At 65.5% G+C, this 19,972-nt stretch carries 16 protein-coding genes; 12 read left to right on the top strand and 4 right to left on the bottom strand.

Annotated features, from left to right (window positions below; translation table 11 throughout):
* Nucleotides 1–428 precede the first annotated feature (428 nt).
* The gene (locus JHC36_RS06635) at nucleotides 429–1,157 is read left to right on the top strand and encodes a response regulator transcription factor (protein WP_287917404.1); all 729 of its coding nucleotides are present in this window, start codon (nucleotides 429–431) and stop codon (nucleotides 1,155–1,157) included.
* An 88-nt stretch (nucleotides 1,158–1,245) separates the two neighbouring features.
* Nucleotides 1,246–2,589: an ATP-binding protein gene (locus JHC36_RS06630; protein ID WP_287917361.1), complete on the top strand. Its 1,344-nt coding sequence runs from the start codon at nucleotides 1,246–1,248 to the stop codon at nucleotides 2,587–2,589.
* 114 nt (nucleotides 2,590–2,703) lie between these two features.
* Here JHC36_RS06630 and JHC36_RS06625 read toward each other — a convergent pair whose 3' ends face one another.
* On the bottom strand, nucleotides 2,704–2,928 hold the full coding sequence (locus JHC36_RS06625) for an HP1242/YdcH family protein (protein ID WP_287917358.1): 225 nt from the start codon (nucleotides 2,926–2,928) through the stop codon (nucleotides 2,704–2,706).
* 160 nt (nucleotides 2,929–3,088) lie between these two features.
* Here JHC36_RS06625 and JHC36_RS06620 point away from each other — a divergent pair, with 160 nt between their 5' ends.
* Both JHC36_RS06620 and JHC36_RS06615 read left to right on the top strand, forming a co-directional pair.
* Nucleotides 3,089–3,703: an isochorismatase family protein gene (locus JHC36_RS06620; protein WP_287917355.1), complete on the top strand. Its 615-nt coding sequence runs from the start codon at nucleotides 3,089–3,091 to the stop codon at nucleotides 3,701–3,703.
* A 123-nt stretch (nucleotides 3,704–3,826) separates the two neighbouring features.
* Nucleotides 3,827–5,731 carry a propionate--CoA ligase gene (locus JHC36_RS06615; RefSeq protein ID WP_287917353.1) on the top strand — a complete coding sequence of 635 codons (1,905 nt, stop codon included), beginning with the start codon at nucleotides 3,827–3,829 and terminating at the stop codon, nucleotides 5,729–5,731.
* A 64-nt stretch (nucleotides 5,732–5,795) separates the two neighbouring features.
* Here the strand turns inward: JHC36_RS06615 and JHC36_RS06610 are convergent, their stop codons facing one another.
* The 3 genes from JHC36_RS06610 to JHC36_RS06600 all read right to left on the bottom strand — a co-directional run bounded on the left by JHC36_RS06610 (nucleotide 5,796) and on the right by JHC36_RS06600 (nucleotide 9,536).
* Complete coding sequence (locus JHC36_RS06610) at nucleotides 5,796–6,440, bottom strand: nitroreductase family protein (RefSeq protein WP_287917350.1); 645 nt, start codon at nucleotides 6,438–6,440, stop codon at nucleotides 5,796–5,798.
* 68 nt (nucleotides 6,441–6,508) lie between these two features.
* Complete coding sequence (locus JHC36_RS06605; RefSeq protein WP_287917347.1) at nucleotides 6,509–8,992, bottom strand: arsenate reductase (azurin) large subunit; 2,484 nt, start codon at nucleotides 8,990–8,992, stop codon at nucleotides 6,509–6,511.
* Between the two features lie 13 nt (nucleotides 8,993–9,005).
* Nucleotides 9,006–9,536, bottom strand: a complete 531-nt coding sequence (locus JHC36_RS06600) for an arsenate reductase (azurin) small subunit (protein WP_287917344.1) — start codon at nucleotides 9,534–9,536, stop codon at nucleotides 9,006–9,008.
* Between the two features lie 208 nt (nucleotides 9,537–9,744).
* Here JHC36_RS06600 and JHC36_RS06595 point away from each other — a divergent pair, with 208 nt between their 5' ends.
* From JHC36_RS06595 to soxX, 8 genes are all read left to right on the top strand, one after another.
* Complete coding sequence (locus JHC36_RS06595) at nucleotides 9,745–10,617, top strand: PhnD/SsuA/transferrin family substrate-binding protein (protein WP_287917341.1); 873 nt, start codon at nucleotides 9,745–9,747, stop codon at nucleotides 10,615–10,617.
* An 18-nt stretch (nucleotides 10,618–10,635) separates the two neighbouring features.
* On the top strand, nucleotides 10,636–12,069 hold the full coding sequence (locus tag JHC36_RS06590) for a sensor histidine kinase (protein ID WP_287917338.1): 1,434 nt from the start codon (nucleotides 10,636–10,638) through the stop codon (nucleotides 12,067–12,069).
* A gap of 18 nt (nucleotides 12,070–12,087) precedes the next feature.
* Entirely contained in the window at nucleotides 12,088–13,422 is a 1,335-nt protein-coding gene (locus JHC36_RS06585) for a sigma-54-dependent transcriptional regulator (protein ID WP_287917335.1), read from the top strand.
* Nucleotides 13,423–13,425: 3 nt separating this feature from the next.
* A complete protein-coding gene (locus JHC36_RS06580; RefSeq protein WP_287917332.1) occupies nucleotides 13,426–14,013 on the top strand; it encodes a sigma-70 family RNA polymerase sigma factor in 588 nt (195 codons plus the stop codon).
* 75 nt (nucleotides 14,014–14,088) lie between these two features.
* Nucleotides 14,089–15,096: an ABC transporter substrate-binding protein gene (locus JHC36_RS06575; protein ID WP_287917330.1), complete on the top strand. Its 1,008-nt coding sequence runs from the start codon at nucleotides 14,089–14,091 to the stop codon at nucleotides 15,094–15,096.
* A gap of 9 nt (nucleotides 15,097–15,105) precedes the next feature.
* Nucleotides 15,106–17,940: a bifunctional diguanylate cyclase/phosphodiesterase gene (locus JHC36_RS06570; RefSeq protein WP_287917327.1), complete on the top strand. Its 2,835-nt coding sequence runs from the start codon at nucleotides 15,106–15,108 to the stop codon at nucleotides 17,938–17,940.
* Nucleotides 17,941–18,274: 334 nt separating this feature from the next.
* The gene (gene soxA / locus JHC36_RS06565; RefSeq protein WP_287917325.1) at nucleotides 18,275–19,009 is read left to right on the top strand and encodes a sulfur oxidation c-type cytochrome SoxA; all 735 of its coding nucleotides are present in this window, start codon (nucleotides 18,275–18,277) and stop codon (nucleotides 19,007–19,009) included.
* A 51-nt stretch (nucleotides 19,010–19,060) separates the two neighbouring features.
* Nucleotides 19,061–19,699 (top strand): sulfur oxidation c-type cytochrome SoxX, encoded by a 639-nt coding sequence (gene soxX, locus JHC36_RS06560; RefSeq protein WP_287917322.1) that lies wholly within the window; start codon nucleotides 19,061–19,063, stop codon nucleotides 19,697–19,699.
* Nucleotides 19,700–19,972 lie beyond the last annotated feature (273 nt).

Genomic DNA, 19,972 nt, shown 5'->3' with positions numbered 1-19,972 from the left:
CGACCTTCAGGTCAATGAACCTTGCGTCATCGGGGGTAACCCCGGGAAGGCGCTCGGCTCATCAACCTGGGATGCAGTGTCTGGCTGCGAGCCCGCGCCGACCATCGCCTGCATCGACTACCGAGGCTTGGTGGGCATCGCCTACCTACTGACCCGCTATATCGGCCCAACACCCGCGTCAACACAGCCGATGTTGCTATGGTTTTCGCGAAATTGCCGATTTCAATTTCGGTAGGTCGTCGATGTTTCAGGTGTAACGATAAGTACGGACGTGAAATTTGTCGCACCCATGCATCCAAAGTGGGACTAATGTGTCGACTCGTACCCGTTGAGGGTCGTCGACTGAAGGATGGAGGATCGTCATGTTGGGAAAAACGACAACCCGCAGCAAGGCTGCCGCGAGCGCATCGGACGATTTGGTCCGTGCGATGGCCCCGGTGGCCGTAGCCGTGCCCAAGCCGCTCTGGCCGGACTTTTTGGTGGGGCAGCCGGACCGACCCGTGCGTGTTCTGTTGATCGATGACGACCCGCACATCCGCCGGGTGATCGCTCAGGAACTGCTGGCCGACGAGCGCATCGACCTGATCGGCCAGGCCGATGGCTACAAGGAAGGCAAGCGGCTGATCGACCAGAAAGAACACGACGTCATGCTGGTCGACCTCCATCTGGGCGACGGCACGGGGTTCGATCTCATTCGCTACCTCAAGTCCGTGCGCCCCATGGCAGAGGCCGTTGTCGTCTCGTCCATGGAGGATGTGCACCACGCCCTGCATGCGTTCGAATTGGGTGCGACGGGTTACCTCGTCAAGCACTCATGGTTTGGCAATTTTCCGCAGGCCGTGCTGCAGGTGGTCAATGGCGGTGCGTCGATCACGCCAAACCTGGCGCGGCGGCTGCTCGCGCGCTTCGATGGCGCCGATCGCGGGGAACGGCTCGAGCGTAACCGCCCGCCAGCCGCCGAAAGCGAGGGGATTTCCCAGCGCGAGCGGCATGTGCTCAAGCTGATCGCTGCCGGCCATACGAGCGCCGAGATCGCTGGCCGGCTCGACATCAGCGTCCAGACCGTCAACACCCATCTGCGCAACGTCTACCAGAAGTTGGGTGTGCACACACGCGCTCAAGCGGTCAGCCAGGCCACTCGGCGCGGACTGCTTTGACGGCGCACGTTGGTTTCCGCTTCAACGGAAAGTGCGCCAAGCGGCATCAAGGCTGTGCGTTGGCGAGCTTTCGCGCACGGGGTGTGCAATGAATACGGCGGTTCACATCCTTCTCATTCGGATGCTGATGGGCGCGTCGATGGCACTCGCGTTGGGCGCTGCGGCTTGGTCCGCGTGGAGCCTCTGGCGGGGGGGCGCCCGCGCGGTGGACCGGCCTATGCTCTGGCTGTGCCTCGCCTGGGTGGCGTTCCTCTGGTTGACGCAGCCCATGGCAGCCTTCGGTCTGAAGTTCGATGCCCAGGCTCTGCTGCCCGCTCGTGCGCTGCTCTATCAACTGGTGCTCAGCGGCGTCGGGGCCTTGCTGCTTGCGGCAGCGCGACCGGAGGGCGGCGGCCTGCTCGGGCTCTGGGGCGGCGCACAGGCGGTGGCTTTCGGTCTGCTGCTCTGGTCGGCGAAGGACGGCGCGCTGGGGAGCCTCAGCGAGGGTGCGTGGTGGTGGGCGTGGTTCGTGGTCAACGCCACCTCGGGCGGACTCGTGGTCTGGGGGCTTTGGCGCGCCGCCCGTCGAGCCGACACGACCCGGGCTTGGCTGGCGCTCGGGGCTGGGGTGTTGGCGCTGGCGATCTTCGTGGAAGACGCTTTTCGCGCGCCGATCGGGCTGCTGACGCCCACGATGGTGCACTTTGCCTTTGCGCTGTATCTGTTGCTGGTCTGGATCGCGGCCAAGGGGCCGTTGGCGATCGGGGACTTGCCGGCGGGGCGGGATTCGGTCTTGGGCTGGCGACAGGTTTCGATCGGCTCGAGCGGGCTCGAGCCGGCTATCGAGGCCGTTCTCGCGGATGAGCGACAGCGCATCGCCCGGGAACTGCACGATGGGGTCGGGTCGCAGTTGACTCAGTTGCTGGCGTCGCTCGACCCCAACGATGCGCGTCAAAAGGCCATGATGCAGGGGCTGGAAGAGGTGATGCTGGGCGTGAAGATGCTGGTTGACGAAATTTACGACCAGGGACAGTCTCTCGCCCAGGCTTTGGGCAACCTGCGCTATCGCTTGGAGGCGGCGTTCAGCCGCAACGGCATGGATCTGGTCTGGGATCTGCAGGAGCTCGATGCGCTCGAACAGATGGGTGGCCGGGAGGCGCATGAAGTCTTGCGCATTGTCCAGGAAGCGATCTGCAACGCGATGCGTCACGCGCAGGCAAGCACCATCACGGTTCGCACGAACCTTCGCCCCGAGAGCGGAACGCTGACCATCGACGTACGTGACGACGGCCGCGGGTTCAAGCAAAGGAGAGGACAGCCCGGCGGGCGTGGCCTGCTCGGGATGCGCGAGCGAGCGGCTGCTTTGGGCGGCTCACTCCAGGTCTTCAGTGCGCCGGGCAGTGGCACGTGCGTGCGCATCAACCTGCCGGTTCAGGTGCCGCAAATCAGCTAGCCTCGCGAGCAGCGAGCCGGCCAGCCGCGCGCGGTGGGCACCGAAGCGGCGTCGGGAAATAGCCTGGATGCCACCCCGCTCGGGCGCCATCATGGAGACTGATTCGGCGTTGCCTTAGCGCGCAGCTTCGCTGGCTTTCTTCAGGATCGCGTAGAGCTGGTCCTTCAGCAGCAGCTTTTCCTTCTTGAGCGTTTCGATCTCGGTGGGACTGGCGGGCTCGATGTGGGATTCCATGTTGCGGATCTTTTGGTCGAGCTCGTTGTGTTTGTCGAACAGCCGGGCGAAATGATGGTCGGTGGTTTTGAGGCGGGTGATGAGGTCGCGGTATTCAGGGAACATGGTTGGGGCTCGGGCTGAAAGCCGCCGGGCTGGCGGCCGCTCCAGTGTACGTGCCTTGGTGGGCGTTTCGAATCGCTTCGAATGGGCCTGACCGCGGACGGCGACAACCGCGACAATCGGCTCTTCGTTAGCCCTTGGTTCCAGCAGAAAGGATGCCCCGATGCTTCTCGATTCGAGCGAAATGCAGTTGGTGCTGATCGACTATCAGCCGCGTTTGATGTCGGCGATTCATGAGGGTGAGGCGGTGCTGGCGCAGGCGCAGCGCCTCGCGAAGATCGCGGCCGTGTTGGAGGTGCCCATTTGGGGCACGGAACAGAACCCCGAGCGCCTCGGTGAACTCGCCGCCCCGCTGCGCGGCCTTTGCCGCAAGGTCCTGCCGAAGATGACATTCAGTGCCGTGGCGGAGGGGCTGGGCGATTGGCTGCGCCCGCCACAACGCGCGCCGCAGGGGAACGCGCGCAGCCTTCCAAGGCATCTCAGACGGGACGCCGCGGGCGAAGGTGAGGCGCGCTCGCCGCGGGAAACCATACTGCTCGCCGGCTGCGAGGCGCATGTCTGCGTGTTGCAGACCGCGCTCGAACTGCTGGACGAGGAATTCGATGTCTGGGTGGTGACGGATGCGTGCGGCTCTCGCCGCCTCAGCGACCGCGATGCGGCATTTGATCGGCTCGCGAGTGCTGGGGTGGAGCTGGTGACGACCGAAATGGTTGCGTTCGAAGGACTGCGGAGCGCCGAACACCCCCAGTTCAAAGCGGTGCAGAGCCTGATCCGCTGAACCGCTGCGCGGCGAGCGTCAGCTTGTCGCAAGCCCGCTAGCCATAATTATGAATTTTGCGGGCGTGGCATGGTTCGCTGCGTCCGCAGCCCCCTGCCCGTCGAGACCCGAGGAGACCCCGATATGTCCAATTACGCCGAGTTTTATCGCCGTTCCATCGAAGAGCGCGACGTATTCTGGGCCGAAGAGGCCCGCCGCATCGACTGGCATCGGCCGCCGGACGTGATTTGCGACTACAGCAACCCGCCGTTCGCGCGCTGGTTTCCGGGCGGGCAGACGAACCTGTGCCACAACGCGGTGGATCGGCACCTGGCGCAGCGCGCTGGGCAAAACGCCCTGATCTGGGTCTCCACCGAAACCGATCAGGAGCGTGTCTACAGCTTCGCCGAACTGCATGCCGAAGTGCAGCGCATGGCTGCCGTGCTGCAAAGCCTGGGCGTGCAAAAAGGCGACCGGGTTTTGATTTACATGCCCATGATCCCCGAGGCGGCGTTTGCGATGCTGGCGTGCGTGCGCATCGGCGCGATCCACTCGGTGGTGTTTGGGGGCTTCGCATCGGGGGCGCTGGCTTCGCGCATCGAGGATGCCGAGCCGCGCGTGATCGTCAGTGCCGATGCCGGCTCGCGGGGCGGCAAGGCGATTGCCTACAAGCCGCTGCTCGACGAGGCCATCGCGCAATCGACGCACAAGCCCGAGTCGGTGCTGTTGGTGGACCGGGGCTTGGCACCGCTGCCGCTCGTCGAAGGGCGGGATCGACTGTGGGCGCCGCTGCGCGAGCAGCACCTGCACGCGCAAGTGCCCTGCGTCTGGGTGGACGCCACGCATCCGAGCTACACGCTCTACACCAGCGGCACGACGGGCAAGCCCAAAGGCGTGCAGCGCGACACCGGCGGCTATGCGTTCGCGCTGGCGGCTTCGATGGAATACATCTATTGCGGTAAGCCCGGCGAGACGTATTTCTCCACCAGCGACATCGGCTGGGTGGTCGGTCACAGCTACATCATCTATGGGCCGCTGATTGCGGGCATGGCGACCATCATGTACGAGGGGCTGCCGATCCGGCCCGACGGCGGCATCTGGTGGAGCCTGGTGGAGAAATACAAGGTCACCGTCATGTTCAGCGCACCGACGGCGATCCGCGTGCTCAAAAAGCAGGACCCGGCCTTGCTCAAGAAGTACGACCTCTCCAGCCTGCGCGCACTGTTCCTCGCCGGCGAGCCACTCGACGAGCCCACCGCGCAATGGATCAGCGAAGGCCTGGGCAAACCCATCATCGACAACTATTGGCAGACCGAAACCGGCTGGCCGATTCTGGCGATTTGCAAAGGCGTGGACGAGGCGGCGCCGAAGTTCGGCTCGCCCGGCAAGCCTGTCTACGGCTACAACGTCAAACTGCTCGACGACCAGACCGGCGCAGAGCTCACCGGTGCGAACCAGAAGGGCGTGGTCGCCATCGAAGGTCCGCTGCCGCCGGGCTGCATGCAAACCGTCTGGCGCGACGATGCACGCTTCGTCAACACCTACTGGAAGAGCGTGCCCGGCCGCATGGTCTATTCGACCTTCGACTGGGGCATCCGCGACGAGGATGGGTACTACTTCATCCTCGGCCGGACCGATGACGTCATCAACGTCGCCGGCCACCGGCTGGGTACCCGTGAGATCGAGGAGAGCATCGCGGGCCACCCCAACGTGGCCGAGGTGGCGGTGGTCGGCGTGGCCGACGCGCTCAAGGGACAGGTGGCGATGGCATTCGCCGTGCTCAAGGACGCAAGCTGCCTGGGAGACACGCAGGCCGAACTGCGGCTCGAAGGCGAGATCATGAAGCTGGTCGACCGGGACCTCGGTGCCGTCGCTCGGCCCGCGCGGGTGCGTTTCGTCACCGTGCTGCCCAAGACCCGCAGCGGCAAAGTGCTGCGCCGCGCCATCCAGGCCGTCTGCGAATCGCGCGACACCGGCGACCTCACCACCATGGACGACCCCGCCGCGCTGCAGCAGATCCGCGACCTGGTGCAGACGAAAAACTCCTGAAATATGAGCAAACCCCGGCCGTTTCGCGCCGGGGTTTCAGGGTTTTTGTTCGGAATGCAGCGTGTCACAGGCTGCGCACGAAGCGCGTCGGCTCCGGTCGCGTGCGCGGCGGCTTTTCGCGGCTGACGGTCCCGACGTTGATGAAGCAGATCGCTTCTTCCCCGTCGACCAGGCCAAACAGGCGGCGCAGCGCCTTTGAGCCCATGGCCTGACCGCTGGTGAGCCCGCTGCCATAGCCCATGGCCTGGGCGGTCAGCAGGAGGTTTTGAATCGCGCAGCCGAGCGAAACCAGGCGTTCGGCGGCGGCAATGTCGGGCTCGGCGGGCCGCAGGTCGGCCACGGCGAGTATCAGCAAGGGGGCGCGGTTGGCTTTTTCGCGCGCCGCTTCGATTTGTTCGGGGGTGGCCCCGGGGTCGCGCTCGACCAGGGCCTGCGCGAACGCATCGCCGAGGTCCGAGCGGCGATGCGCAGGCACGCAAACAAAGCGCCAAGGCGTGAGCTGTCCATGGTCGGGTGCAGCCGCAGCGGCTTCCCACAGGGCTTGCAGCTCCGCTTCGTTCGGGCCGGGCTCGATGAGGCGGCGCGGCGAGGTGTTGTGGCGCGCGATGATGAGCTGCAGCGCGGCCTCGGCCGGGTCGGTCACCAGGGCGGGTGACTGAGCGGCCGCTGGGGGCGTGGGCTTGAAGCGGGTGAGTCTGCGCGGAATCATGGGGCTTTCCTTCTCGGGGTGCGGGCAAAAAAAGGGCAGCCGAAGCTGCCCTTTCGATGCCCTGACGCTCAGGCGTAGCGGCGATCCTTGAAGGAAATCGTCGCGCGGTACTCATCCACCGTGCCCACGCGGCGGATGCTGCCCCAGGTGCCCTTGTAATAGGGCACCACGTTGCGGTCCACCCAGGGCGTGACCACGTCGCCGTGCACGCCCTTGATGTAGCCAAACAGCATGAAGGTCTGCCCGGGCTTGAGCGACTTGATCGGGTAGGCCATGGCATAGGTGCTGCCGTAGTCGTTGTAGACCTCGACGACATCGCCGCCTTGCACGCCCAGCGCCTTTGCGTCTTCGGGGTTCATCTCGATGAAGGCCGTTGGAATGCGGTCGCGCACGAAGCTGTTGTATTGGTCGTGGTAAGCGGTTTGCCAGACTTCGTTGGCGCGGCCGCTGTTGATCCAGAACTTGTGCTTGCGCTTTTGCTCTTCGACGATGGCCGGCAGGCCGTTCCAAGGGGCGGGCTTGAAGTGGGCCTTGCCGTCCTTGGTGTCGAACTTGTTGTCCGCATAGACCATCTCGGTGCCGATGAGCTTGTCGCCCTTGACTTCCTTGATCGGCAGTTGCACCCCGTTGTTGCCCGCCTTGCGCAGCAGCGCATAGGTCGCGAGATACCCGGTGTCGCCGCCTTGGCTGTCGATGGGGCCCACGCCAGGCCGACCGGCGCGGCGGAAGCCGTCATTGAAGGCGTCTTCTTCGGTCTTCCAGTCGAAGCCTTCGAAGCGCTTGGCCATGGCCGCGTTGCCCTCTTTCTGGTACATCGCCTTGAGCGTGTTCGCGATGTCGGCGGCGATCAGGCAGTCGGGTTTGGCCGTGCCGGGTGGGTCCATGAATTTTTCCGACAAGCGAATGCGGCGTTCGCCGTTCATCGAGGTCAGATTCATTTCGCCCGGATGTGCCGCGGGGAACATCAGGTGGCAGTCGTCCGAGATGGTCGTCGGGTAGAGGTTCATCGCCGCGACGAACAAGCCGCCTTGGTACTTGCAGGCGTTGTAAATGATGTCGACGAGCTGGGATACCGACGCGCCGCGGGCGCGGGCCATGGCCTCGTTGACGATCTGTGCGCGCTTGCGCAAGGCGATGCGGTGCTGCTCGGCGTTGAGTGTGGTCTGGAACGGGTTGGTGCCCCAGAGCGTGTACATCAGGCCGTTGCCTTTGATGACCTCCTGGTCAATGTAAATCTTGTGGTCACCGGGGTAGGGCGGACGGGTGTAGCCTTCCTGGTGGCCGCCCAGACGGCACACGCCGGTGCCGCGACGTCCGACGTTGTGCGTGGCGATCACCAGGCTCACCAGCGCGCTTTGGATGACGTAGTTGTCGTTGCCCCAGATGATGCCTTTTTCGTACGGGTGGAAGGTGCGCGGGCGGTGGCCTGAAGCCTTCGGCTTGTAGGCCCACTCGGCCGCCTTCTTGATCTGCTCGACGGTCAGCCCCGTGATCTTGGCGCCTTCTTCCAGGCTCATGCGGTTGGTCTTGACTGCATCCTCGAAGCCCACCGTGTGCTTGGCGATGAAGTCTTTGTCGATCCAGCCCTGCTGCACGACGTAGGTGAACAGCGTGTTGAACAGCGCCGTGTCGGTCCCGGGGTTGATGGCCAGGTGCAAGACGTTGTCTTTGCCCGCCACTTGCTCGGCGATCGCCACCGTCGCGGTGCGGCGCGGATCGACGACGATCAGTTTGGCGGCTGCGGCGCTCTCACCGGGGAACCATTTCTTCTTCTTGTCCACCGTCGCGCCGGTCAGGTTCGGCACCCAGTGGTTGAGGAAGTAGTTGGACTGCGTTTCATAGGGGTTGGCGCCGGTGCACAGAATACAGTCGGCCACCTGCGCATCCTCGTAGCTGTTGTTGAGCTCGCCGATGCCCATTTCGCGCGTGGCGTGGCACTCCGAGTTGTAGGCCGGCCGGTTGTGGATGCGCACCATCGGGGTTTGGATGGCGCTGAACATCAGCTTGCCCGTGCCCCAGGTGTTCTCGAACCCACCGCCTGCGCCGCCATGGTCGAAGCAGTCGAACATGATGCCGCTCCGGCCGTCGTTGTCCAAAATCTTCTTGGTCAGGCCTGCGTAGATGGCCAAGGCCTCATCCCAGCCGGTGTCGAACCACTGGTCGCCTTTGAAGATGCGTGGGGTTTTGAGGCGCTCGCGGCCAATGCCATCATGCGCGTACATGTAGCTGGCCATCTTGCCGCCGCGGGTGCTTGAGAGGCCGTTGTTCACGACGCATTCCTTGTCGGGAACGATCATGATGTTCCAGCGCTTGCCCGCTTTGTCGGTGATGGTGTTGGTCATCGCCCGCGTCATGGTGATGGCCATCGGCGGCACCTGCTGGGTGAAATCAACCCCGAGCGCGTTTTCGCTTGCCGCTCGACCCCCTTCGCGGTTCGCGTCCCACTTGTACACGTGGTAGCCGCAGCCCACGATACAGAAGTGGCAGGTCATGTTGGTCTTTTGCGCGTCCTTCGGAGGCAGGGCGATGCGGTCATTGATGGTTTGGGACATGGTGGGCCTCCTCTTACAGAACGTTGGACTGGCGGCCGTAGATCAGGCCATCGACGCCGACGGCATGCACCGTGTCGGTTGCGGCGTCGTACTCGAGCTTGATGCTGGGCAGGTTTTCCGTAGCCTGGCCGCAGACCATCTGGCCGTGGTTTTCGGGGTCGAAGATGGAGAAGTGACAACCGCACTTGAAGGTGCGGCTGCCGCCGTCGTAGGTCACCGGGCAGCCCATGTGCGTGCACATGGCGCTGTAGGCCACGATGTCGCGGTTGGGGCCCACACCACCGGGCACCGGGTTGCCCATGCGGATGGCATAGCAAGGCGAACTCTCGTCGGGGTAGTTGAAGTTGACCGGCTGGTTCACCGGCATCGCGCTGGCCTTGCCCGCTACCTTCTTCGGGTAGGGAAGGGCAGTGGAACTGATGGCCGCAGCCGCGGACGGCGCTGCATTTGCGCTTTGGAGGGGGATGACCACCGAGCCAGCGACGGCGGCGGCGCTGCCCGTCGACTTCAAAAAGAAGCGACGGCTGAGCTTGACATCTTCCATGGGGTCTCCTGTCTTGGGTCGTTGAACCTGCGCTCGAGGCGCAGCATGGGATGAATTCCCACTTGTCTCTTGCAACGACCGTGCCAAAAGAGCGATTGCGATTTAGCAAGCGCTTATGACCATCTTGCCGGTGATCCGTCCGGATTTGGTAACATGGCTTCTAAAAACGCGTTACTTTCAAGTAACGGAACCACATCAAGGAGACAAGATGGTCGATGCGCCGCGACGACGCTGCCTGGCGCTGCTGGGCTCTGCTCTGGCCGCGCCCTGGGCCCAAGCCGCGGTGCCGGCCCGCGATGTGTTGCGCGTCGGCCTGACCTCCGTGATCCTGGCCGACCAGAGCGCTTTTCTCGCGCGCTGGAGCCGATACCTGAGCGAGCGGCTCGATGTCGATGTGCGCTTTGTGGCGCGGGAGTCATACCAGTCGGTGCTGGACCTGCTGTTTGGCCGCCAGCTCGACGCCGCGTGGATCTGCGGCTACCCCTATGTGCGCTGGCAGTCCGAGTTGTCGCTGATCGCCGTCCCTCAGTACCTGGGTGCACCGACCTACCAGGCGTATCTGATTCGCCCCGCGTCGGGCGGCCGCCGCATCGAGGGCTGGGTTGATCTGCGCGGGAAGGTTTTGGCTTATTCCGACCCGTTGTCCAATTCCGGCTGGCTCGTGGCGCAGTCGCAGTTGGCTTTGGCCGGCCTGGCCGCGCGGGACTTGCGGCGGGCTTTTTTTGCCCACGGCCACCGCAACGTCGCCGAAGCGGTGGCCGCGCACCTTGCCGACGCGGGCAGCATCGATGGCTATGTCTGGGACACCATGCGCGCCCAGCACATGACCGCCGCGCGCGAGACCGAAATCGTCTGGCGTTCCGCGCCCTTTGGCTTCCCGCCGATCGTTGCGTTGCGCGAAGAAATGCACCCGGCGCTTGGCCCTTTGAAAGCCGTGTTGCTGGCGATGCCGCAGGACGGTGAAGGGCGTTCCTTGCTCGAGGCGCTCAACCTCAGCGGCTTCGAGGCGGGTGAGCCGGCGCTGTTCGAGAGTATTCGCCGCCTGGCGCTCAGCGTCCCGGGCAGTGGCGTGCGCGCCTGAGTGACACCCGGGTCCAGCGTGAAGCGACTGCGTCTCCCGTACCGAGTCCAGATTCCGCTGGGTCTGGCGCTTGCGGTGCTGATCACCGCCTTGTTCGTGACGGCGGTCGGCGCGCGGCTGTCCGCCCGCGATGCCCGGGCACAGACGCTGGCGACGCTGGACCGCGCCATGGTCTTGCTGGTCGCGCAGGCGCGGCCTCTGCTGGCAGCGGATGACACCTGGCGCGTGTTTTCCTTGCTGCGCGACACGGCGGCGCTGTTGCCCGGGGCCGACCGTTTGCGCGCGCGCGTGGCCGTGCTCGACGCCCAGGGGCGGGTGTTTGCCGCCGCCAATCCGGCGGTGCTGGAAACCGGGCGGCAGCTCCTGGGCGAGACGCTGCACGGGCAGCCACTGCTGACGGCCGAGGAAATTCAGCAACGCCAGCGCATCGAGCAGGCCGACGGCGGCATCATGCTGCTCGACCCGATCAGCAGCGAGGATGGTCAGTTGCTGGGTTTCGTCCTCATGGACGTGGATGCGCCGGTGTTTGCGCCGAAGTGGGCGCAGCTCGCGCGGCCCGCCCTGATTGGCATGGGGCTCGCCGTGGTCTTGCTGATCCCGGCCGGCTGGTGGCTCGGTCGGCGGATGACGGCGCCGGTGGCAGGGCTCGCCCGCTTCATCCATGCGATGGAGCCCGCCGCAGCCATCACCGCCCAGCCGGTTCCGCATACCGACGATCCGGAGTTGCAGCGCATCGCGCGGGCCTTGCACAGCCTGCAGTCGGCGTGGGAAGAGCGCCGCCGCGCCGAGCAGCGGGCGCTGTCGGCCGAGCGGCTGGCCGCGGTGGGACGGATGACGGCGGCCGTGGCCCATGAAATCAACAATCCGCTGGCGGGCTTGTTGACCGCCATCCGCACGCTGCGGTTGCATGGCGATGCACCGCAGGCGCGCGAACGCGCGCTCGATGTGATCGAGCACGGCCTGATGCAGATACGCACCACGGTGGCGGCTCTGCTGCCACAGGCGCGCGTGCAGGATCGGCCGCTCGAACCGTCCGATTTTGATGATGTGCTGACCCTGGCGCAGCCGGCAGCGCAGGCACAGGGCGTGTCGCTTTCCGCCCGCTCGGAGGTCGAGTCGGCTCTGCGCGTGCCTTCGGCGCCGGTCCGCCAGGCCATGCTCAACATGCTGCTCAATGCGATCAAGGCGGCCGGGCCTGGCGGGCGGGTGGCCGTGCAGTTGCTCGCCGATGCCGAACAGGTTCGCTTTTGCGTCACGAACTCCGGCACCGCGCTCGACCCGCAGCGTTTTGCCGCCACACTGGCCCAGGAAGGTGGCGACGATCCGCGGGGATTTGGCATCTGGGTCTGCCAGCAGATCGCCAATCACCACCGCGGCGGCTTCACCCTCGACCCGGACTATCGCGACGGGACCCGACTGGTCTTCTGGCTGCCCAACCGTGAAATCGACTGACCCGTGGAGAAACGCGCCATGCCACCCCGCCTGCTCTTGATTGAAGATGACCTCATCATGGGCGAATCCTTGGTTCAGCGCTTCGAGCTCGAGGCGCTCGAGGTGGTTTGGTACCGCACACTCGCGGCGGCGCAGGCTGCCGTGCGCGAGGGCTTGCCCGGCGTGCGCGCGGTCATCAGTGACGTGCGCCTGCCCGACGGCTTGGCCACCGAATGGTTCGTGGCGCTGCCGGCGCGGGTGCGGGCCTTGCCGTGGTTTTTCTTGACCGGCTATGGCAGTGTGGATGCCGCGGTGCAGGCGGTGCGGGCCGGGGCCCGGGAATTCATGACCAAGCCTTTTGATGTCGAGCGGCTGGTGCAACTCGTGCACGAGGCCGTCGATGCGCCTGCCGCGGCGGCCGAGGCTGCGGTGCTGGGCATTTCGCCCGCGATGCGGCATGTCGAGCGCATGATCCGAAAAGTCGCGCCGCAAAAGGTGTCGGTGCTGCTCGACGGCGAATCGGGGGTGGGCAAGGAAGTGGCGGCCAAGTTGATCCATGCACTCGACGAGCGCCCCGACAAGGGCGAGTTTGTCGCCGTCAATTGCGCGGCCATCCCCGAGAACCTGCTCGAGTCCGAATTCTTCGGCTACGAAAAGGGCGCTTTCACCGGCGCGCAACGCACGCACCGCGGCTATCTCGAGCGGGCCGACCATGGCACGCTGTTTCTCGACGAAGTCGGTGAATTGCCGCTGCCCATGCAGGCCAAACTGCTGCGCGCGCTGCAGGAACGGGCTTTTTTTCGCGTGGGCGCGGAGCGCGCGACCCACAGCCAATTTCGCATCGTCGCGGCCACCAACCGCGACTTGCAGGCGGAAATGCGTGCGGGCACGTTCCGCGAGGACCTGTTTTACCGGCTGGCGGTGTTTCGCATCACGCTGCCGCCGCTGCGCGAGCGCCCGGAGGACATCCGCTGGCTGACGCAGCGCTTCCTCGAAGAGTTCGCAGCGGAGCAGGGGCACCCGATCGCTGTCTCCGAGTCGTTCATGCGGGACTTGCTCGCCCGGCATTGGGGCGGCAACGTGCGAGAGCTGCGCGCCTACCTGGAGCAGGCGGTGATCCTCAGTGAAGCGGGGATTCTCGACGAACCTTTGCCGGCGTCGGCCATGCACGCCGGCACCGACCGGGACGGCGCCGATGCCACGGTGGGTGACGAGATCCTCCCGCTGCACGCGATGGTCGCCGAGACCGAGCGCGCGCACATCCGGCGAGCGCTTGCGCACTGCCAGGGTTCCATCGGCAAGACCGCGGAGCTGTTGGGCATCAGCCGCAAGACGCTCTGGGAGAAAATGAAGCGCCTGGCGCTCGAGGCCTGAACCATGACCGAAACCGCTGCTCCTCTGATCGAGCCGCCGCCCGCGGCGCCCACACCGAACTGCATCATGCGGGCCTGGACCACGCATGAGTCCGAATTGCGCCGCTGGCTGCGCGCGCGGGTGCGCGAGCCGGCCGACGCCGACGATCTGATGCAGGAACTGTTCATCAAGGCGCTGCGGCAGGGCCAGCGGTTTTGCGACATCCACAACGCCCGCGCCTGGCTGTTCGAGGTGGCGCGCAACATGCTCGCCGACAGCCTGCGCGTGGCCCGCGACACCGTGGAGTTGCCCGACAACTTGGTGTCGGAGGCGGACGAGCCTCCGGCCGTCGACTTGCTCACCGCGTGTCTGCCGCGCGTGCTGTCCGAACTCAGCGAGGCCGACCGCGATGTGCTCACGCGCTGCGACCTCGAGGGCATGCCCCAGGCCGAGTACGCGGCGCAGCACGGCTTGAGCCTGAGCGCGGCCAAGTCGCGCATCCAGCGGGCGCGCGAGCGTCTGCGCGCCCGCCTGGCCGAGGCCTGCCAAGTCCGCTTTGATGCCGATGGCCATGTGATCGATTTTGTTGGGCGCAGCTCCTGTGGCGGTTGATTCGCGTTTTCATCGTTGAGTCCTTCGCGTTGGGCCTGCTATGCTTGAAGCCATATCCAGAGGTTTCCGTCTCCCATGTCGAAGGTTCCCAGCCCCCAGCCGCCGCAACCATCGCAATTCGATCGTCGCCGGGTCATGGTGGCGGCGGGCGGCTCGCTGGCGGCATGGATGCTGGCCGGCTGTCGCCCGGCACCGGCGCTCACGCGCGTGGGCGTGATTCGCTGGATCGGCTACGAACCTTTGGTGCTGGCCCGCGAGCTGGGCCTGCTCGATGCGTCGCGCGGGGTGCGGCTGGTGGAACTGCCATCGAATACGACGGCGCTGATGGCTCTGGCCAGTGGCGACATCGACGCGGCAACGCTGACGCTCGACGAATGCCTGGTGGCGATCGAGGGCGGAGTCGATGCCCGGGTGTTGTGGGTGTTTGATGAGTCCGCGGGTGCGGATGTGGTCTTGGCCCGTCCGCCGATCGCGACGCTGGCGCAGTTGCGGGGCAAACGCATTGGGGTCGAGCAGACTGCAGCTGGAGCGCTGATGTTGGGCCAAGTGCTCGACGCGGCACAGCTCACGCCCGCCGAAATCCAGCTGGTTCAGATGACCGCCGACCAACACCTCAGCGCGTACCGAGAGGGCGAGGTGGATGCCTTGATCACCTTCGAGCCCTATGCCGCCCAGATCCAGCGTTTGGGGGCGCGACGGCTGATCGACAGCCGCAGTTTCCCGGGGTTGATCGTCGATGTGCTGGTGGCGCGTTCGGCCGCACTCGAGGGCACGGAGGCGCGGTTTACGGCCTTGGCGCGGGCGTATTTCTCCGCGCTCCAGTATGTGCAGGCGCAGCCCATCGACGCGCGCCGGCGCATGGGGGAGCGGCTCGGCTTGAGCGAGGCAGAGGTTGCCGCGGCGCTTGCGGGCATTCGGGTCTTCGATGTCGAGGGCAACCGACGCTGGCTCAGCGGTCCGGCGCCAGCCTTGTACGCTTCGGCGCAGCGGGTCGCGGGGGAGTTGCGAAGAGCAGGCATACTGCGGCGAGCGCCCGCGCTCGATCAGCTGATCGACGACCGGTTTTTACCCAAAGATCTTTGAGGGGCACGCTTGAAACGGAACTGGTCCCTGAAGTGGTCATTACCGCTCGGCTTCGGGCTGGCGTGGCTGCTCGTGCTGGGGGCCACACTGTTCAACGCCATCCGCAGCTCCGACGAGTCCCTGCGGGACTTCGCGCGATCCACGGCGGCGGGCTACGCGGCCGATCTGGCTCGCGACGCCGAACAGGGCTGGGCTACGGCCCCATCGCTGGTGGAGTCGAACCTGGCGCTGCTCGCGACCGACCCTGCGGTGCATTCCGTCGTGTTGCTCGATGCAAGCGGTCGGGTGCTCGCTGCGCATCGGCAGGCCTGGGTGGGTCGCAAGATCGACGAGGTTTGGCCCGGTTTTGACGGCGCCTGGGTGGGTGAGGCGCTGAGCGCACGGCTGCCACGGGTCCGAGCCGACGCGACGGGCTTGCAGGTGGAAGCGGCGCAGAGCTTCGGTCTGGCGCCCGCAGGTCCCGGATCCGAAGCCCGCGGCCGGGGGCTGGCCTACGTCGCGCTCGACTATTCCCCAGCGCGCGCCGAGCGTTTGCAGCGGCTGCTTGAAGAACGCGCCGCTGAAATGATCGTCATCCCGCTGGTGCTCCTCGTATTGGGCGTGGTGTTGTGGCGCGGCGTGGGGCGACCGCTCGAGCGTCTGGCCCAGGCCGTGCGGGCGGTGCGTCAGGGACGCTACGACACCCGGGTGCCGGTCGACGGCTTGCGTGAGATCGCCGAGCTTGGGGATGCCTTCAATGCCATGGCACAGGCCGTCGAAGAAGCGCAGGCGGCTTTGAAGGCCAAGGAAGATCAACTGGCGATCACGCTCGACTCGATCGGGGACGGCTTGGTGGCGACCGACGCCCAGGGACGCATCACGGGGGTCAATCCGGCGGCGCGGTCGCTGTGTGGTTGGGACTTGGCCGCGGCGGTAGGGCGGCCGATCGAGGAAGTGCTGGTGCTCGTCGATGGGGCCAGCGGCGCTCCGGTGGCCCCCCCGGTTTATCGGGCCATGCGCGAAGGGCGGACCGTGGGCCTCTCCAACCATGTGGTGCTCATCACGGCGGACGGTCAGCGGCGGCATGTCGCCGACAGCGCTGCGCCGATCCGCGACGCGCGGGGTGACGTCCAGGGCGCGGTCTTGGTGTTTCGGGACGTGACCGAAGCTTATCTGATGCGCAAGGCGCTGGCCGACAGCGAACAGCATTTCCGTTCCCTGGCCAATGCCGGCCTGGCGCTGATCTGGACCGCAGATGCTCAGGGCGCGCGAGACTACTTCAACGAGCCTTGGTTGGCCTTTACGGGGCAGCCGTTCGATGCACAACGAGGCGACGGCTGGTTGCAAGGCATGCATCCGGAGGACCGGCTCGCGTGGCGCGCGGCCTTCGAGGCGGCGGCGCGGGTTCAGGGCGACTACCGCGTCGAATACCGGCTGCGCCATGCCGATGGCGACTATCGCTGGGTGTTGGAGCAAGCACGCCCCCGGCGCGACAGCGATGGCCTCTTCATCGGTTATGTCGGGCATTGCCTGGACGTCACGCACGAAAAGGCCGCCGATGCCGAAATCGAGCGGCTCGCGTACCACGATGCGCTCACGGGGCTGCCCAACCGCGTCTTGTTCCGCGACCGATTGGAGCAGGCGCTGGCCCATGTGCATCGCAGCGGCCGCCATGGAGCGGTGCTGTTTCTGGACCTCGATCAGTTCAAGCGCATCAACGATGTCTACGGCCATTCGCTGGGGGATGTGGTGCTGGTCGAAATGGCGCAGCGGCTACGCGGGCTGCTGCGGGAAGGCGACACGGTCGCGCGACTTGGCGGCGATGAATTCGTCGTTTTGTTGGGCGACTTGGCTGGCGAGGCAGAGACTGCAGCGGCGCAGGCGATGAACGTCGCGGAGAAAGTACGCGCCTCGATCGAGCAGCCGGTTCGGCATGATGGTTTGTCACTGACGCTCGCGACCAGTATCGGCGTGCGCCTGTTGAGCCGAGACGTCGAGGACATCGACGACGTGATGCGCACGGCAGACATGGCGATGTACCGTGCCAAGGCCGAGGGACGCAACCGCGTGGCTTTCTTCGAGGCGGCGATGCAGGCGAGCTTGGTGCATCGCTACGAGCTGGAGCAAGACCTGCGCGCAGCCTTGGGGCTTGGACAATTCGAGCTCTGGGTGCAAGCGCAGTTTGAAGGTGGGGGGAAGATGAGCGGCGCCGAAGCGCTGGTGCGCTGGCGGCATCCGGTCCGTGGCCTGGTGTCGCCCGCCGAATTCATCCCGATCGCCGAAGAAACCGGCCTCATCGTGCCCCTTGGTGCAAGGGTTTTGCGTTCGGCTTGTGAGGCGATCCGGGCGTTGCAGGGTGCAGGCCGGAGCTTGCGGATTTCGGTCAACGTCAGCGCACGGCAATTCCTCGAGCACGACTTCATCGCACAGGTGCGCGAGATCCTCGAGCAGTCGGGCGCAGACCCGTCCCGGCTGACCCTCGAGCTGACCGAGAGCGTGCTGATCGACTCGTTCGATGTGGTGGCCGGTCGCATGCGGGAACTGCACGCGCTGGGCATCCGCTTTTCCCTCGATGACTTCGGAACCGGTTATTCGTCCCTCGCGTATCTCAAACGCTTGCCGCTGTCTGAACTCAAGATCGACCGCAGCTTCGTTCGCGACGTGCCCGCAGACCCCGAGGACGCCGCACTCGTCGAGGGCATCATTGCCGTGGCGCATTTGTTGCACCTCGACGTCGTAGCCGAAGGCGTGGAAACGCCTGAGCAGCAGCAATTCCTGCGGGCGGCCGGCTGCGGCTCGTTCCAGGGCTTTCTTCTCCACCGCCCGCAGCCGATCGATGACTGGCTGCAGGGCGTCTTCGGCTAAGCAGCAGCGGCAGCCGATCGCGGCGTTGAATCGGTTCGCGGGACGGCGCCCGGCCCGGCGCGGAACGGGCCGCTCCAGAGTTGCCCTAGGGCTAACCAGCATGGTCGCGGCTTGTTTCGTCGTTTATCACGGATCAATGCTCACGAGGCAGCGACTTGCGATAGATCAAGCCAGCGGCCGTCCGCGGTCGGTACCACCGGCCCGGGAAGGCTGCAGCACCAACGCACGAAACTTGACGAGGAGACACCCCATGAAATTTCTGACCTTGACCGCTGCGGCATGCGCGGTGGCGGCGCTTGCGCCCGGCACCTACGCGTAGAAAATCGACCTGGCCGTGCAGGCCTACCGCGCGGCCTTGGCCGATAAGGACGGCAACCCCGGCCTGCTCATCATCGACATGGGCGAGAAGCTGTTCAAGACCCCGGCTGGGCCCAAGAACGTCAGCCTCGAGAAATGCGACTTCGGGCTGGGGCCGGGCGTGCTCAAAGGCGCGTATGCACAGATGCCGCGCTACATGCCCGACACCGACCGCGTCGAGGACCTGGAAACCCGTCTGCTGCATTGCATGGTCACCTTGCAGGGCAAGGATCCGGCCGAAATCAAGAAGCATCGGTTTGCCAACGAAGCCAAGAACGAGTCGAACACCGATTGGGAGAAGATCGTCGCCTATGTGGCCTACCAGTCCGACGGCATGAAGTTGTCGATGCCGACCGCGCATCCAAAGGAGCGCGAGGCGATCAAGATTGGCGAAATCAACTACTTCCGCAATGTTGGACCGCTGGATTTCTCGTGCGCCACCTGCCACGGCGAGACCGGCAAGCGCATCCGGCTTCAGGCTTTGTTCAACGGCCTCGATCCGCAGCAGGCGCGTGATGTGATGGGCGCCTGGCCGACCTATCGGGTGTCGCACAACGCGATGCGCACCATGCAGCACCGCATGTGGGACTGCCATTGGCAGATGCGCCTGCCCGACATCGACATGGGATCGCCCCGCACCGTCGCGCTGATCGCCTTCCTCATGCATCAGGCCGACGGCGTCAAGCTGGACCTCCCCGGCATGCGGCGCTGAGCCCGGCCGCCTTCGAGACTTCCATGAATTTGTGAAAGCGAGCGTTTTTCCATGCATTCGAACATTCGTATCCTCAGCGCGCTGGGCGTGATCACCGCCGCCGCTGTCGCAGGCTGTGCTTCCACCGACGGCAGCGCCGACCTCAACGCCAAGGCCGATGCCTTCTTCAAAGCCAGTTTCGCGCCCGGCCCCGGGCAGGACCTCAGCCGGCTCGAACAAGACGAGACGCAGAAGGCATGCAGCCAATATCGCGCCAACCCGCCCGAGGCGGTCGCCAAGGCCATCCAGGCCCGGGAGGCAAAGAACATCGTCTACCCGGCCGACGGCAAGCTCATGGGCGACTGGAAGGCCGGTGCCAAGGTGTTCAACGACGGTTTCGCGATGCGCATCGGCAGTTTCATGCCGAGCAACCCAAACGCGGTGCGCGGCGGCAACTGCTACGCCTGCCACCAGGGCGAGGCCAAGGAGGCGGCTTACGGCAACCTCGGCCCCTCGCTGCTGCACTATGGCAAGCTGCGCGGCCAAAGCGATGCGATCGTCAAGTACACCTACGAGAAGATCTACAACGCCAAAGCCTTCAACGCCTGCTCAGCCATGCCGCGGCTGGGCCACAAAGGTGTGCTCAACCCGAAACAGGTGGCCGACCTCACCGCCTACCTGATTTCGCCCGAGTCGCCGATCAACCGCTGAGCGCGGCGACCCGCAGCCCATCCACACCCAGCGCAAGGAGGTCTTCGGACCTCCTTTTTTTTGGCGGCGGCCAGGTGTTTACTCGAGTGTTGGTCCTCGAACTGCGTCTTTTGGGCGGCTGCTGCGTCTTCAGCACGAGAGTCGTTCAACATCCCGTCTGACGCATGAAACCCATGAACCTAAATCCGGCAGTTGGGCGCACCCGGGCGGGCCGTCATCGGGCGCGCGGGCAAGGCGCAAACCGCAGCCATGGCGGGTGCCATGGCGAGGATT

The organism is Tibeticola sp., assembly GCF_022759015.1.
Lineage (GTDB): Bacteria > Pseudomonadota > Gammaproteobacteria > Burkholderiales > Burkholderiaceae_C > Tibeticola > Tibeticola sediminis.
The sequence above is the reverse complement of the archived record's forward strand: the minus strand, read 5'-3'. Positions and strand labels throughout refer to the sequence as shown.